General features: G+C 74.1%; 10 protein-coding genes. 6 read left to right on the forward strand and 4 right to left on the reverse strand.

Annotated elements, in window-relative coordinates; genetic code table 11:
• Nucleotides 1-54: 54 nt before the first annotated feature.
• Nucleotides 55-1,713, reverse strand: a complete 1,659-nt coding sequence (locus LPU61_RS04095) for a cellulase family glycosylhydrolase (protein WP_229404172.1) — start codon at nt 1,711-1,713, stop codon at nt 55-57.
• 389 nt (nt 1,714-2,102) lie between these two features.
• Complete coding sequence (locus tag LPU61_RS04100) at nt 2,103-3,311, reverse strand: DUF349 domain-containing protein (protein ID WP_043962482.1); 1,209 nt, start codon at nt 3,309-3,311, stop codon at nt 2,103-2,105.
• 152 nt (nt 3,312-3,463) lie between these two features.
• Here LPU61_RS04100 and LPU61_RS04105 point away from each other — a divergent pair, with 152 nt between their 5' ends.
• From LPU61_RS04105 to dapF, 3 genes are read left to right on the forward strand one after another with little or no spacing between them, the layout of a single operon-like run.
• Nucleotides 3,464-4,243: a class III extradiol dioxygenase subunit B-like domain-containing protein gene (locus LPU61_RS04105; protein ID WP_229404173.1), complete on the forward strand. Its 780-nt coding sequence runs from the start codon at nt 3,464-3,466 to the stop codon at nt 4,241-4,243.
• A 35-nt stretch (nt 4,244-4,278) separates the two neighbouring features.
• Complete coding sequence (gene miaA, locus LPU61_RS04110) at nt 4,279-5,220, forward strand: tRNA (adenosine(37)-N6)-dimethylallyltransferase MiaA (RefSeq protein ID WP_229404560.1); 942 nt, start codon at nt 4,279-4,281, stop codon at nt 5,218-5,220.
• A 7-nt stretch (nt 5,221-5,227) separates the two neighbouring features.
• Entirely contained in the window at nt 5,228-6,073 is an 846-nt protein-coding gene (gene dapF / locus LPU61_RS04115; protein ID WP_043962484.1) for a diaminopimelate epimerase, read from the forward strand.
• 132 nt (nt 6,074-6,205) lie between these two features.
• On the opposite strand, the gene LPU61_RS04120 is transcribed toward dapF, so the two are convergent.
• Nucleotides 6,206-7,681: an NAD-dependent malic enzyme gene (locus tag LPU61_RS04120; RefSeq protein WP_043962485.1), complete on the reverse strand. Its 1,476-nt coding sequence runs from the start codon at nt 7,679-7,681 to the stop codon at nt 6,206-6,208.
• A gap of 206 nt (nt 7,682-7,887) precedes the next feature.
• Between LPU61_RS04120 and hflX the strand changes: the two genes are divergently transcribed.
• Together hflX and LPU61_RS04130 are read left to right on the forward strand one after the other, a co-directional pair.
• Nucleotides 7,888-9,339 carry a GTPase HflX gene (hflX, locus tag LPU61_RS04125; RefSeq protein ID WP_043962486.1) on the forward strand — a complete coding sequence of 484 codons (1,452 nt, stop codon included), beginning with the start codon at nt 7,888-7,890 and terminating at the stop codon, nt 9,337-9,339.
• A 104-nt stretch (nt 9,340-9,443) separates the two neighbouring features.
• On the forward strand, nt 9,444-11,126 hold the full coding sequence (locus tag LPU61_RS04130) for a hypothetical protein (RefSeq protein ID WP_229404174.1): 1,683 nt from the start codon (nt 9,444-9,446) through the stop codon (nt 11,124-11,126).
• 136 nt (nt 11,127-11,262) lie between these two features.
• Here the strand turns inward: LPU61_RS04130 and lexA are convergent, their stop codons facing one another.
• Nucleotides 11,263-12,048: a transcriptional repressor LexA gene (lexA, locus tag LPU61_RS04135; RefSeq protein WP_043962489.1), complete on the reverse strand. Its 786-nt coding sequence runs from the start codon at nt 12,046-12,048 to the stop codon at nt 11,263-11,265.
• Nucleotides 12,049-12,631: 583 nt separating this feature from the next.
• On the opposite strand from lexA, the gene nrdR reads away from it, so the two are divergent.
• Nucleotides 12,632-13,144 carry a transcriptional regulator NrdR gene (gene nrdR, locus LPU61_RS04140; protein ID WP_043962490.1) on the forward strand — a complete coding sequence of 171 codons (513 nt, stop codon included), beginning with the start codon at nt 12,632-12,634 and terminating at the stop codon, nt 13,142-13,144.
• The last annotated feature ends 49 nt before the right edge of the window (nt 13,145-13,193 follow it).

A 13,193-nucleotide genomic window follows, 5' to 3' on the forward strand; every position in this document is an offset into this window, starting at 1 on the left:
AGCGGCCGGCACCCGTGTCGGGTGCCGGCCGCCGTCATGCGGTGACGCGCGGGCTCAGCAGGCGACGCCGTTCAGCTTGACCGTGCCGGGCACCGAGGCGGACCCGTTGGCGGTGAAGCCGACCGTCACCGAGGCGCCCGCCGCGAGCGACGCGGACCAGGCCGGCGCGGCGGCCGTCACCGCCGTGCCGGACTGCGTCACGGTGGCGTTCCATCCGCTGACCAGCGTGACCCCGGCCGGCCAGTTCCAGGTCACCGACCACGGGTTGACCGCCGACGAGCCGCCGTTCTTCACGGTCAGCTCGCCCTGGAAGCCGCCCGCCCACGAGTTGACCTGCTTGTAGGTGGCGGTGCAGCCACCGGCCGGCGGCGGCGTGGAGGTCGGCGGCGGGGTGGAGGTGGGCGGCGGGGTGGAGGTGGGCGTACCCGTGGGGGTGCCGGTCGGCGTCCCCGTCGGGCTTCCGGTCGGTGTCGGATCGGTCCCGCCACCCACCGGCGCAATCAGGTACGGCTGGAGGATCGCCTGCTTCGCGGTGTTGATGTTGGTCCAGTCGTCCAGCGCGATGCCGCCGGTGTCACCCGAGTTCGGGTTCCACGACCAGTAGGTGAACGACATCCCGTTGACCCCGGTGCCCGTGTACGCCATCAGGTTCTCCAGCCACACCTTGTCGCGCGGGTCGGCCAGGGTGCTGCCGAACTCGCCCATCATGATCGGGGCGATGTTCTGCTTGTAGAGGTATCCCCAGTACTTGTCCCAGATCGCCGGCAGGTTCGCCGGGTAGTCGGGGGCCTTGAACCAGTTCTGCTCGTAGACGCTGGTGGCGTACTCGTGCGGGGAGTAGACCAGCCGGTTCGCCACGTTCAGCCGGACGGGGAACTGCCCGGCCTTGGACAGGTTACCGCCCCACCAGCCGCAGTCCTCGTCGTTGCTGGGGTCGTTGTCCCAGACGTTCGACAGGCCGCCGCTGGGGCAGCTCACCCCCTCGACGAAGATCAGCCAGTTCGGCTGCACCCCGAGGATCGCGTTGCCGGCCCGCTCGGCGGCCAGCCGCCAGTCCCGGGCGGTGTCCCCGCAGCCCCAGCAGGCGCCGGTGGCCGCCGGGTTGGTGCCCTCGGCGTGCGGCTCGTTGTGCAGGTCAGCCCCGATGACGGTCGGGTTGTTCGCGTACCGCTGGGCCAGCATCTTCCAGTCGTTGATCCAGGTCGCCTCCGAAACGGTGGAGGTGTACCAGAGCGGCGACTGCCCGGCCGCCGTCGGCCGGTGCCGGTCCAGGATGACCCGCATCCCCTTGCTGCCCGCGTAGGCGATGACCTTGTCGAGGATCTGCAGCGGCGACAGCCCCACCAGGTCGGGGTTCACGAAGTCGTTGATGCCGCTGGCCGTCGCCCCCGGCTTCAGCGCGTCGTTCGAGTACGGGATGCGCAGCGTGTTGTAGCCGAGGCGGGCCATCGTGTCGAGCTGACCGCGCCACGGGTTGTTCGACCACAGGCCGTGGAAGGTCTTGTTGTCGGTCTCCATGCCGAACCAGTTGATGCCGGTCAGGCGGACCGTCGCGCCGGTGCTGTCGACGATCTTGCTGCCGTTGGTGTGCAGGTAGCCGGTGCCGGTGGCGGCGGCTGCCGGCGCGGTGCCGACGGCGGCGGCGACGAGGACGCCGGCCGCGGCGGTGGCGAGCGCGGTGAGCGCGCCGCCGAGGGCGGTGGATCTGTGCATGCGGACTCCACTTCGGATGCCGGCGGCCGCACGGGGCGGCGCGGGCGGGGAACCAGGGGGAGGGCCGTCGCCCGGTGCCCGCAGGGCGGCGTGCCGACGGGCAGGCACGGGGTGCTGCCGACCGGCCTGTCGACGGGCAGGCACGGGGTGCCGACCCGGGACGCGCGATACGGGGATACGACGGCGACGTGGATGCAACTGCTCGCGGTGAACCGGCGACGCGCGACGGCGAACCCGCCGTCGGTGCCCCTCGCGCCGGTGCTGCTACCTAGCTCCGCGGACCATTGTCATCAGCTCACCTGGATGCGTCAACCAGCACGGGACTTGCCCCGGACAGCCGGAAGCCCCCGGCCCCGCATGGGGGACCGAGGGCTTCCGGGACGGTCAACTCAGCCAGCCTGCTCCGCGAGCTGGAGGAACTGCCGCTTCGACGCGAGCGCCTGCTCGGCCTCCTTGATCCGCCGGTTGTCCCCGGCGGCCTGGGCCCGGGCCAGCCGCTCCTCGGCCTCGGCCACCTGCGAACGCATCTGGGCCAGCAGCGGGTTGTCCTCCTTGGTGGTCCGACGCCACGCCGAGTCCATCACCTCGCGGACCTTGTCGTCGACCACGCGCAGCCGCCGCTCCAGCCCGGCGGCGGCCTCCCGCGGCACCCGGCCGGCCTCGTGCCACTGCGCCTGGATCTCGCGCAGCTTGGCCTGGGCGCCCTTCGGGTCGGCGTCGACGTCGAGCGCCTCCGCCTCGGCGAGCAGCGCCTGCTTGCGCTCCAGGTTGGCCCGCTGCTCGTTGTCCCGCGCCGAGAACACCTCGCTGCGCCGGGTGAAGAACGCGTCCTGGGCCGCCCGGAACCGTTCCCAGAGCTTCTGCTCGGCCTCCTTGGCGGCGCGCGGGGCGGCCTTCCACTGGTTCATCAGTTCCTTGAGCTGGTTGGCGGTGGCCGCCCAGTCGGTGGAGTCCCGCAGCTTCTCCGCCTCGGCGACCAGGTCCTCCTTGACCTGCTGCGCCTGCTTGCGCTGCGAGTCCAGGGAGGCGAAGTGCGCGCCCCGGCGGCGGGTGAAACCGTCCCGGGCGGCGGCGAACCGCTTCCACAGCTCGCCGTCGACCTTCTTGTCGACGCCCCGGATGGTCTTCCACTCGTCGAGGATCTCCTTGAGCCGGTCCCCGGCGGTCTTCCAGCCGGTCGACTCGGCGGCCAGCTTCTCCGCCTCCTCCACGAGGGCGGTCTTGCGTGCCAGGGCCTCGCCCCGCGCGGCCTCCCGCGCGGCGCGCGCCTCGCCCGCCTTCTCCTCGGCGACCGCGGCGAGCTTGTCCAGCCGCGCGGCCAGGGCGTCGATGTCGCCGACGACGTGCGCCTCGGCCAGGGAGGCGCGGATCCGGCGGATCGTGGTCAACGAGTGTCCGGCGTCCGCCGCGCCCGAGTTGAGCCGTGCCTCGGTCAGGTCCACCTCGGTGACCAGGTCCGCGAAGCGGCGGGCGAAGTGGGCCAGTCCCTCCTCCGGAGCGCCCGCCTGCCAGGATCCGACCACTCGCTCGCCCTCGGCGGTCTTGACGTACACGGTGCCGTCCGCGTCCACCCGTCCGAAGGCCGTCCAGTCGCTCATGTGCCCATCCTCGTTCTCCCGGCGTCGACGGGCCAGGGCCCGCGAGCGCCGCCACGGCGCAGCAAAGTTACTCCCGGCATTGTCACAGGTCCGCCCCCGTCCGCGTCGAGCGCCTGTCGTCGACCGTGACCATACGGTGTCCTAGCCCCCCGATGACCGGATCGGCGCGGGGACGCACCGGTGGGTCCCGCTACGGTGAACGGGTGCCTCTGGTCGCCGCCGCCGTCTGCCCCCACCCGCCCCTGATCGTGCCCGAGCTGGCCGGCACCGCCGCCGCTGAGCTGGACGAACTCCGCCGCGCCACCGACGCCGCCGTGGCCCGGCTGCTCGCCTGCGGCGCCCGCCGGCTCGTGGTGGTCGGCACCGGCGACCGCACCGCCGACCTGGACTACCCGTACCGGGGCAGCTTCGCGCCCTGGGGATTGCCGCTGGAGGTCCGGCTCGGCTCCTCGCCGGGCGGCGCGTTCGGCACGGACGGCCTCCCGCTGAGCCTGCTCGTCGGGGCGTGGCTGCTCAACCGGGCACGCCCGCGGCCGGGCCCGATCGGCTGGCGGATGGTCAGCCTCGCCCCCGACGAGCCCGTCGAGAGTTGCGCCGCCGGCGGAGCCCGGATCTCCACCGACCAGCCGTGGGCGCTGCTGGTGATGGGGGACGGCTCGGCGTGCCACGGCACGAAGGCGCCCGGCTACGCCGACCCGCGCGCGGGCGCGTACGACGAGGGGGTGGCCCGGGCCCTGGCCGGCGCGGACGCCGAGGCGCTGCTCGGCCTCGACCCGGCGCTGTCGACGCAGCTGAAGGTCGCCGGCCGCGCGCCCTGGCAGGTGCTGGCCGGCGCGGCCCTCGCGGCGGGCGGCGACTGGCGCGGCGACCTGACCTACCACGACGCGCCCTACGGCGTCGGCTACTTCGTGGCCACCTGGGAGCGGGCGTGAGCGCGGCCGGGCGCGGCACCGGCACCGACGGGCCCATCGGGTGCGACACCAGCACCGGCACCGCCGGGCGCGGCACCGTCGTCGCCGTCGTCGGGCCGACCGCCGCCGGAAAGTCGGCGCTGAGCATCGCCCTCGCCCACGCCCTCGGCGGCGAGGTGGTCAACGCCGACTCGATGCAGCTCTACCGGGGCATGGACATCGGTACGGCGAAGCTCACCCCGGCCGAGCGGGACGGGGTGCCGCACCACCTGCTCGACATCTGGCCGGTGACCGAGCCGGCCAGCGTCGCGGAATACCAGCGGCTGGCCCGCGCGGCGGTCGACGACATCCTGGCCCGGGGCCGGGTGCCGCTGCTGGTCGGCGGTTCCGGGCTGTACGTGCGGGCGGTGCTGGAACGGTTCGAGTTCCCCGGCACCGACCCGGCGCTGCGCGCCCGGCTGGAGGCGGAGCTGGCCGCCGCAGGCCCCGCCCCCCTGCACGCCCGGCTGCGCGCGGCGGACCCGGCGGCGGCCGAGGGCATCCTGCCCGGCAACGGCCGGCGGATCGTCCGGGCCCTGGAGGTCATCGAGCTGACCGGCGCCCCGTTCACGGCGGCGCTGCCCGGACCCACCCCGTACTACCCGTCGGTGCAGCTCGGCGTCGACCTGGACACCGCGGCGCTCGACGAGCGGATCGCGCTGCGGGTGGACCGGATGTGGGCCGACGGCCTGGTCACCGAGGTCCGGGGCCTGCTCGACCGGGGGCTGCCCGAGGGCCGCACGGCCAGCCGGGCGCTCGGCTACCAGCAGGTGCTGCGCTTCCTCGCCGGCGAGCTGACCGAGGCCGAGGCGCACGACGAGACGATCCGGGCCACCCGGCGGTTCGTCCGCCGGCAGCGCTCCTGGTTCCGGCGCGACCCGCGGATCCACTGGCTGGACTCCGCCGACCCGGGGCTGGCCGAGGCGGCCCTGAGCCTCGTCGGCGCGGTTGCGCGATGATGGGGGCGTGGAGTTCACCAAGGGACACGGCACCGGCAACGACTTCGTCATCCTCCCCGACCCGGACGGCGCACTCGACCTGACCCCGGGCCTGGTAGCGGCGCTGTGCGACCGGCGGCGGGGCCTCGGCGCGGACGGCGTCCTGCGGGTGGTCCGGGCCGCCAAGCACCCGGAGGGGACGGGCCGGGCCGGCGAGGCCGAGTGGTTCATGGACTACTGGAACGCCGACGGCTCGTTCGCCGAGATGTGCGGCAACGGCGCGCGGGTCTTCGTCCGCTACCTGCTGGAGCAGGGGCTGGCCGCGCCGGTCGACGGCACCGTGCCGGTGGTCACCCGCGCCGGCCTGGTGCGGGCCCGCGTCGAGGGCGACGACATCGCCGTGGAGATGCGCCGCCCCCGGCTGTACGACACGTCGACCGCCGCCCTGGGCGGGCTGACCCTCACCGGCACCGCCGTGGACGTCGGCAACCCGCACCTGGTCTGCGCCCTGCCGGCCGGGCTGGAGCTGGGCGCGCTCGACCTCACCCGGGCCCCCGCCTTCGACCCGGCGCTCTTCCCGGCCGGGGTGAACGTCGAGTTCACCGTCCCCGGCGACCCGGTCGACGGCACCGACGGGCACGTGCTGATGCGGGTCCACGAGCGGGGCTCCGCCGAGACGCTGTCCTGCGGCACGGGCGCCTGCGCGGTCGCCGCGGTCGCCCTGCGCGACGCCGGCCGGGACACGGGCACGATGACGGTCGACGTGCCCGGCGGTCGCCTGACGGTCACGGTGACGGACGACTCCTGCTGGCTCGCGGGCCCGGCCCTCCTGATCGCCACCGGCACGGTAACCCCCACGACCCTGCCCCACTGACCTCCCGCCCCCGCCCCCGGCGGCTCGGGTCGGTGATCAAGAGAAAGCGTCAGAGTCGATCTCGACGATGACGCAAACCTCTTGATCACCGAGGCGAACCCGGGGGTGGGAGGGGGTGGGTGGCGGGGTGGGTCAGGGGGTGGCGCTGGCGGTGGCGGCGATCTCGGGGAGGTCCGCCGGGCCCGGGTCGGCGGCCGGCGGGGGAGTCGCGGCGGCGGGGGTCTGCGCGGCGGCGCGGACGGCCGCCGCGACCGCCGGGGCCACCCGGGAGTCGAAGACGCTGGGCACGATGACCGTCGGGTTGATCTTGTCCTCGCCGACGACGTCCGCGATGGCCCGGGCCGCCGCGATCGCCATCTCCTCGGTGAACTCCTCGGCGTGCGCGTCGAGCATGCCCCGGAACACGCCGGGGAAGGCGAGCACGTTGTTGATCTGGTTGGGCTGGTCGGAGCGGCCCGTGGCGACCACGGCGGCGTGCTTGCGCGCCTCCCGGGGGTCGACCTCCGGGTCCGGGTTGGCCAGCGCGAAGACGATCGCGTCCTTGGCCATGGTGGCGATGTCGTCGCCGGTGAGCAGGTTGGGCGCGCTCACCCCGATGAACACGTCCGCGCCGCGCACCGCCCCGGCCAGGTCGCCGGAGTAGTTCTCCTTGTTGGTGTTCTCGGCCAGCCACTGCCAGGCCGGGTTGAGGCCGGTCAGACCGCGGTGCAGGGCGCCCTGCCGGTCGTACGCGATGATGTCGCCGACGCCCTGGCGCAGCAGCAGCTTCATGATCGCGGTGCCGGCCGCGCCCGCGCCGGAGACGACCACCCGCACGTCCGCGAGCTGCTTGCCCACGACGCGCAGGGCGTTGGTGAGCGCGGCCAGCACGCAGATCGCGGTGCCGTGCTGGTCGTCGTGGAACACCGGGATGTCCAGCGCCGCGCGCAGCCGGGCCTCGATCTCGAAGCAGCGCGGCGCGGCGATGTCCTCCAGGTTGATCCCGCCGTACGCGGGCGCGATCGCCTTGACGATCGCCACGATCTCGTCGGTGTCCTGGGTGTCGAGCACCACCGGCCAGGCGTCCACCCCGCCGAAGCGCTTGAACAGCGCCGCCTTGCCCTCCATCACCGGCAGCGACGCCGCCGGCCCGAGGTTGCCCAGGCCGAGCACCGCCGAGCCGTCGCTGACCACCGCGACCGTGTTGCGCTTGATGGTCAGCCGGCGGGCGTCGGCGGGGTTCTCCGCGATCGCCATGCAGACCCGGGCCACCCCCGGCGTGTACGCCCGGGACAGCTCGTCGCGGTTGCGCAGCGCGACCTTGGAACTGACCTCGATCTTGCCGCCGAGGTGCAGCAGGAACGTGCGGTCGGACACCTTGCGCACGTCCACCCCGTCCAGGGCGGTGAGCGCGTCGACGACCTGGTCGGCGTGGCCGGCGTCGGCGGTGTCGCAGGTGAGGTCGACCAGCACGTGGGTCGGGTCGGAGTCGACCACGTCCAGCGCGGTGACGATCGCCCCGGCCTCGCCGACGGAGGTGGTCAGCCGGCCGATCGAGGACGCGTCCGCCGGCACGGAGATCCGGATCGTGATCGAGAATCCCGCGCTCGGAAGTCGGGTGATGGCCACAGGATTCCCTCCGTCAACGCTGATCGGGGTCGGTCGTACCTCGCCCGCATTTCTACTCGCCCGCCCGGATCGCGGAGCACTCACCCCCACGTTCGGTGGTCCACGCGACGGGCATATAGCGGGTGCGTCCGGCGTTGACACGTGTCAGGATTGGTCGTACGCGACAGAATCCGTCGCCACGGCACATAACGGACAGGAGGCGCGGCTTGCGCGACCAGGAGACCTACGTACCCTTCACGGACGACGAGCTCGAGGCGACCACCGGGGAGTTCGAGCTGTCGGAGCGGCAGGCGCTGCGGCGGGTCCCTGGCCTCTCCACCGAGCTCACCGACATCACCGAGGTCGAATACCGCCAGCTCCGGCTGGAGCGGGTCGTCCTCGTCGGGGTCTGGACCGAGGGCACGCAGACCGACGCCGAGAACTCCCTCACCGAGCTGGCGCAGCTCGCCGAGACGGCCGGCTCGCAGGTCCTCGAAGGGCTCATCCAGCGCCGCAGCCGCCCCGACCCCGCCACCTACATCGGCCGGGGCAAGGTCGACGACCTCGGCGCGGTGGTGCTCGCCAGCGGCGCCGACACGGTGATCTGCGACGGCGAGCTGTCGCCGTCCCAGCTGCGCAACCTGGAGCAGCGCACCAAGGTCAAGGTGGTCGACCGCACCGCCCTGATCCTCGACATCTTCGCCCAGCACGCCAAGAGCAAGGAGGGCCGGGCGCAGGTCGAGCTGGCCCAGCTCGAATACCTGCTGCCCCGGCTGCGCGGCTGGGGCGAGACGCTGTCCCGGCAGACCGGTGGCTCCGGCCGCGGCGGCGGCGCGGGCGGCGGCGTGGGCGTCCGCGGCCCCGGTGAGACCAAGCTGGAGACCGACCGGCGGCGCATCCGGCACCGCATCTCCCGGCTGCGCCGCGAGATCAAGGCCATGCGGACGGTACGCCAGACCAAGCGCGCCCGCCGGTCCCGCAACGCCGTGCCCGCCGTGGCCATCGCCGGCTACACCAACGCCGGCAAGTCCAGCCTGCTCAACCGGCTGACCGGCGCCGGCGTGCTGGTGGAGAACGCCCTGTTCGCCACCCTGGACCCGACCACCCGCAAGGCCACCGCCCCCGACGGACGGATCTACACCCTGTCCGACACCGTCGGCTTCGTCCGGCACCTGCCGCACCAGATCGTCGAGGCGTTCCGCTCGACGCTGGAGGAGGTCGCCGAGTCCGACCTGGTGGTGCACGTCGTCGACGGCACCCACCCCGACCCGGAGGAGCAGGTCCGGGCGGTCCGCGAGGTGCTTGCCGAGGTCGGCGCGGACCGGCTCCCCGAGCTGCTGGTGGTCAACAAGACCGACGCGGCCGACGAGGAGACCCTGCTGCGGCTCAAGCGGCTGTGGCCCGACGCCGTGTTCGCCTCGGCCCGCTCCGGGCGGGGGATCGACGAGGTGCGGGCGGCCATCGAGACGCGGCTGCCCAGCCCCGCCGTGGAGGTCCGGGCCGTGCTGCCGTACGACCGGGGGGCCCTGGTCGCCCGGGTGCACCGGCAGGGCGAGGTGCTCAGCTCCGCCCACCTGCCGGAGGGCACGATGCTGCACGTACGGGTCAGCGAGGCGCTCGCCGCCGAACTGGCGCCGTTCGCCACCGACGAGGGGCGGGTCGCCGCTGCCGCCCGGTGAACCCGGGCCCGGCACGGAATGCGACAGCGAGGGGCACACCGGACCACCGCGACGGGCGGTCCGGCGTGCCCCTCGCGTTTACACGGGCATGCGACACTGACCCCATGCGCCGCGCTGTTTCCTCGGTCACGGTTGCCCTCGGCCTGCTCGGGGCGACCGTGGCGCTCACCGGAGTCGCCCTGGCCGCGCCCGCCCCCGGGGCCGCCGCCGCCCCCGAGCCGACCCCCGGCAAGAAGCGCTGCACCGTCACCGACGAGCGGCTGCGCGAGCTCTCCGGCCTGGTGGCGACCAGCAGCGGCTACGTCGTGGTCAACGACGGCACCACCATCGAGGCGCGCAAGCGGGTCTTCTTCCTCGACACCAAGTGCCAGGTGACGAAGGAGGTCCGCTACTCGGGCAACGGCCCGCTCGACACGGAGGACCTCGCGCTCTCACCGGACGGCGAGACGCTGTGGATCGCCGACATCGGCGACAACATCACCAGCACCCAGCGGCGCGAGCGGGTCGCGGTGTGGAGCATGCCCGCCGACGGATCGGCCCGGCCGGTGCTGCACCGGCTGTCGTACCCGGAGAAGAAGCCGCACGACGCCGAGGCGCTCCTGATCAGCGACGACGGCAAGCCGCTGATCGTCACGAAGGTGGCCAGCGGCAAGGCCGAGATCTTCGCCCCGGAGGGCAAACTCAACAGCGGCGACACCGAGCCCGTGCCGATGACCAGGCTCGGCGAGGTCTCGCTGCCGAAGACGAACACCCCGAACGTGCTCAACACCATCGGCCGGGTCGCCATCACCGGCGCCGCCCGCTCGCCCGACGGCAAGAAGGTGGTGCTGCGCACGTACGCGGACGCCTTCGAGTACGACGTCTCCGGCGGCGACATCGTCGGCGCGCTGACCGGCGGCAAGCCCCGCGTCACCCCGCTGTCGGACCCGTTCGGCGAGGCGATCTCCTACACCCCCGACGGCAAGTCGTTCGTGACCGTCTCCGACGGCGGCGAACTGGGCGAGGACGAGGCCATCGACATCCTCGCCTACACCCCCGCCACCACCGGTGCCGAGGCGTTGACCGGCGGCGACGCCGGCCCACCGAAGCCGGCGGCGGAGAAGTCCTGGATGGAGGGGCTGAGCCTCGACGAGATCACGTACCTCATCGCGGCCGTCGGCGTGATCGGCGCGCTGATGGTCGGTGCCGGCATCTTCGGGATCCTGCGGGCCCGGCGGCGTCCCGCGCCGCCCGACGACCCGTCAGGCGACGCCGACCTGCCGGAGCGCGACGAGTTCCCGCTCAACGCCGGTCCGGGCGGACCCGCCCGGGGGCGGCCGGTCGAGGACCCGCCGCCCGGCGGCGGCCGGGGTCGGGGCGGCGTCTACGGCGGAGTGCCGGCCGGCGGTGGCGGCTACGGCGCGACCCCGGCTCCCGCCGGCGGGCCGCGCCCACCCTCCGGCGGCGTGTACGGCGGCGCGGCCCGCCCGGCGGGGGCCGCCCGCCCACCACAGGGCGGCGGCGTGTACGGCGGCGGCGGGGGGCGGCCCGCCGGCGGCGGCTACGGCGGCGCGCAGCCCGGGGGCGTTCCCCCCGGCCGGGGCGGTGGGGCGGCCCCGCCGCCGGACCGGGCGGCCCAGCCGGGCCGTGGCGGGGTCTACGGCGGGCAGGCCGAGCCGCCCCGGCGCGGGCGGGACCCCCGGGACCCACGCGGAGGCCGACACGGCGACGGCGGGCCCGGCGACGAGCGCGGCGGCTACGGCCAGCCGCCCGGCGGAGGCCGCGAATACCGGGGCGACCGCTACTGACCGTCGTCGCGCCCCGTCGCGGGGTCGGGCTGTTCGCGGCCGGGGCGATCGTGGCGGCGACCGCCGCTGATCTTCCGGCCCGGGCGCGCGGGCACCCGGGCCGTTCCTCGCGGGCCGGCGGCCCTCCGGCGACCCGTCAGATGCGGCGCAGGACCGCCACGACGCGACCCATGATGGTGGCGTCGTCACCCGGGATCGGGTCGAAGGCCGGGTTCTGCGGCATCAGCCAGACGTGGCCGTCGCGGCGGCGGTAGGTCTTCACGGTCGCCTCGCCGTCGAGCATCGCGGCGACGATGTCGCCGGCCTCGGCGGTCGGCTGCTGCCGCACCACCACCCAGTCGCCGTCGCAGATCGCCGCGTCCAGCATCGAGTCGCCCTTGACCTGGAGCATGAAGACCTCACCCTCGCCCACCAGCTCGCGGGGGAGAGGGAAGACGTCCTCCACCGCCTGCTCGGCGAGGATGGGGCCACCGGCGGCGATCCGGCCGAGCATCGGCACGTACGCCGGGGCGGGGCGCTGCGAGCGGCTCGCCTCGTCGTCGAGGGTGTCGCTGGGAGTCCGCACGTCCACCGCGCGCGGGCGGTTCGGGTCGCGCCGCAGGAAGCCCTTCTTCTCCAGCTCCTTGAGCTGGTAGGCGACGCTGGACGGGGAGACGAGGCCGACGGCCTCGCCGATCTCCCGCACGCTCGGCGGGTAGCCGTGCCGCTCGACCCAGGTGCGGATGAACTCCAGGATGCGGCGCTGCCGGGCGGTCAGGTCGACCGTGGCCGGGTCGGGGAAGCTGCTGACCACCGGGGTGACCGGACGCACGGCCGGCTGGGCTGCCCGGCTGCGCGCGGCGCGGGGGCGCCGGGTGGCCGGCGGACCCGCCTCGGTGCTCTGCTGCGGGTTCTTCGGCCGGCTGGCCCGGTCCTCGGTCACGTCCGTCCTCCCTGGTCGGCGCTCGTTGCCCGGCGGCTCGGGGGCTGTGGGGTCGGAGCCGCGCGCGGTTGCCTCGACCGGTCCGCGTGGCTCGCCGGCCCGGTTGTTCTTGACCGTATAGGTGAGATCGGTCATTTTCAAACATCTGTACGACCTTCGTCGGCGTGTCGGACTCGAAAGCGGGAAATCCGAACGCCTGTTCTGATAAATGGTACGCGCGCTCGAACGTCAGTTCGACGTTCGCCTGCCCGGCCCCCGTTCGGGGGCTGGTCGGCCGCAGGGCGTGACCGGGGGGACGCATGCCGCGTTGGGGCTTTCGGCGGCCCTGCCGGAGGGGGCGCCGACGTGATTCTGGTGACGCGCCGGACACGCCCCGGCGAACTTGACCACGGTCCGCCGGACGCATACGGTCAACCCCTAGATGTAGTAGTCACACGGGCGTAAGTCGCCTACAGGTTGGGTTCGACTACCGACCGCACTTCCCGCTACCGCACCCGGTGGTGGTCCCCGAGCGGGGCCGGCGCCGCGGTTTCGCGTGCCCGGGAATGCCTGTCGGCCCGCCGTCGATGAAGGAGGTCAGGCGATGCGGTGCCCATATTGCCGGCACGCCGACTCCCGGGTCGTCGACTCGCGGGAGGCCGACGACGGCCAGCTGATCCGCCGGCGGCGGTCCTGCCCCGAGTGCGGTAAGCGGTTCACCACCGTCGAGGAGGCGGTGCTCGCCGTGGTCAAGCGCAGCGGGGTGACCGAGCCGTTCAGCCGCATCAAGATCGTCGGTGGGGTGCGCAAGGCGTGCCAGGGGCGACCGGTCGACGAGGACTCGATCGCCCTGCTCGCGCAGAAGGTCGAGGAGACCATCCGGGCCAAGGGGGCCGCCGAGATCCCCAGCCACGACGTGGGCCTGGCGATCCTGGGCCCGCTGCGGGACCTGGACGAGGTGGCCTACCTGCGCTTCGCCAGCGTCTACCGCTCGTTCGACTCCCTCGCGGACTTCGAGCGCGAGATCGAGACCCTACGGGCCGCCGCCCGCGCCCGGGAGGGCGCCGGGGCCGGCGACGGGGCGGCCGCGGCGGGGGCCGCCGGCCGTACCAATTGATTTTCCTGGTTTCTGACAGTTTGGACGCGCGGCGGGTGACCGCGCAGAC

Source organism: Micromonospora sp. NBRC 110038 (genome assembly GCF_020884815.1).
In the GTDB taxonomy this organism is placed as follows: domain Bacteria; phylum Actinomycetota; class Actinomycetes; order Mycobacteriales; family Micromonosporaceae; genus Micromonospora; species Micromonospora haikouensis.

Coding starts and splice junctions, on each gene's coding strand:
- LPU61_RS04100 (WP_043962482.1), bottom strand. CDS start 3,311: ATGAGCGACTGGACGGCCTTCGGACGGGTGGACGCGGACGGCACCGTG.
- nrdR (WP_043962490.1), top strand. CDS start 12,632: ATGCGGTGCCCATATTGCCGGCACGCCGACTCCCGGGTCGTCGACTCG.
- LPU61_RS04105 (WP_229404173.1), top strand. CDS start 3,464: ATGACCGGATCGGCGCGGGGACGCACCGGTGGGTCCCGCTACGGTGAA.
- LPU61_RS04130 (WP_229404174.1), top strand. CDS start 9,444: ATGCGCCGCGCTGTTTCCTCGGTCACGGTTGCCCTCGGCCTGCTCGGG.
- LPU61_RS04095 (WP_229404172.1), bottom strand. CDS start 1,713: ATGCACAGATCCACCGCCCTCGGCGGCGCGCTCACCGCGCTCGCCACC.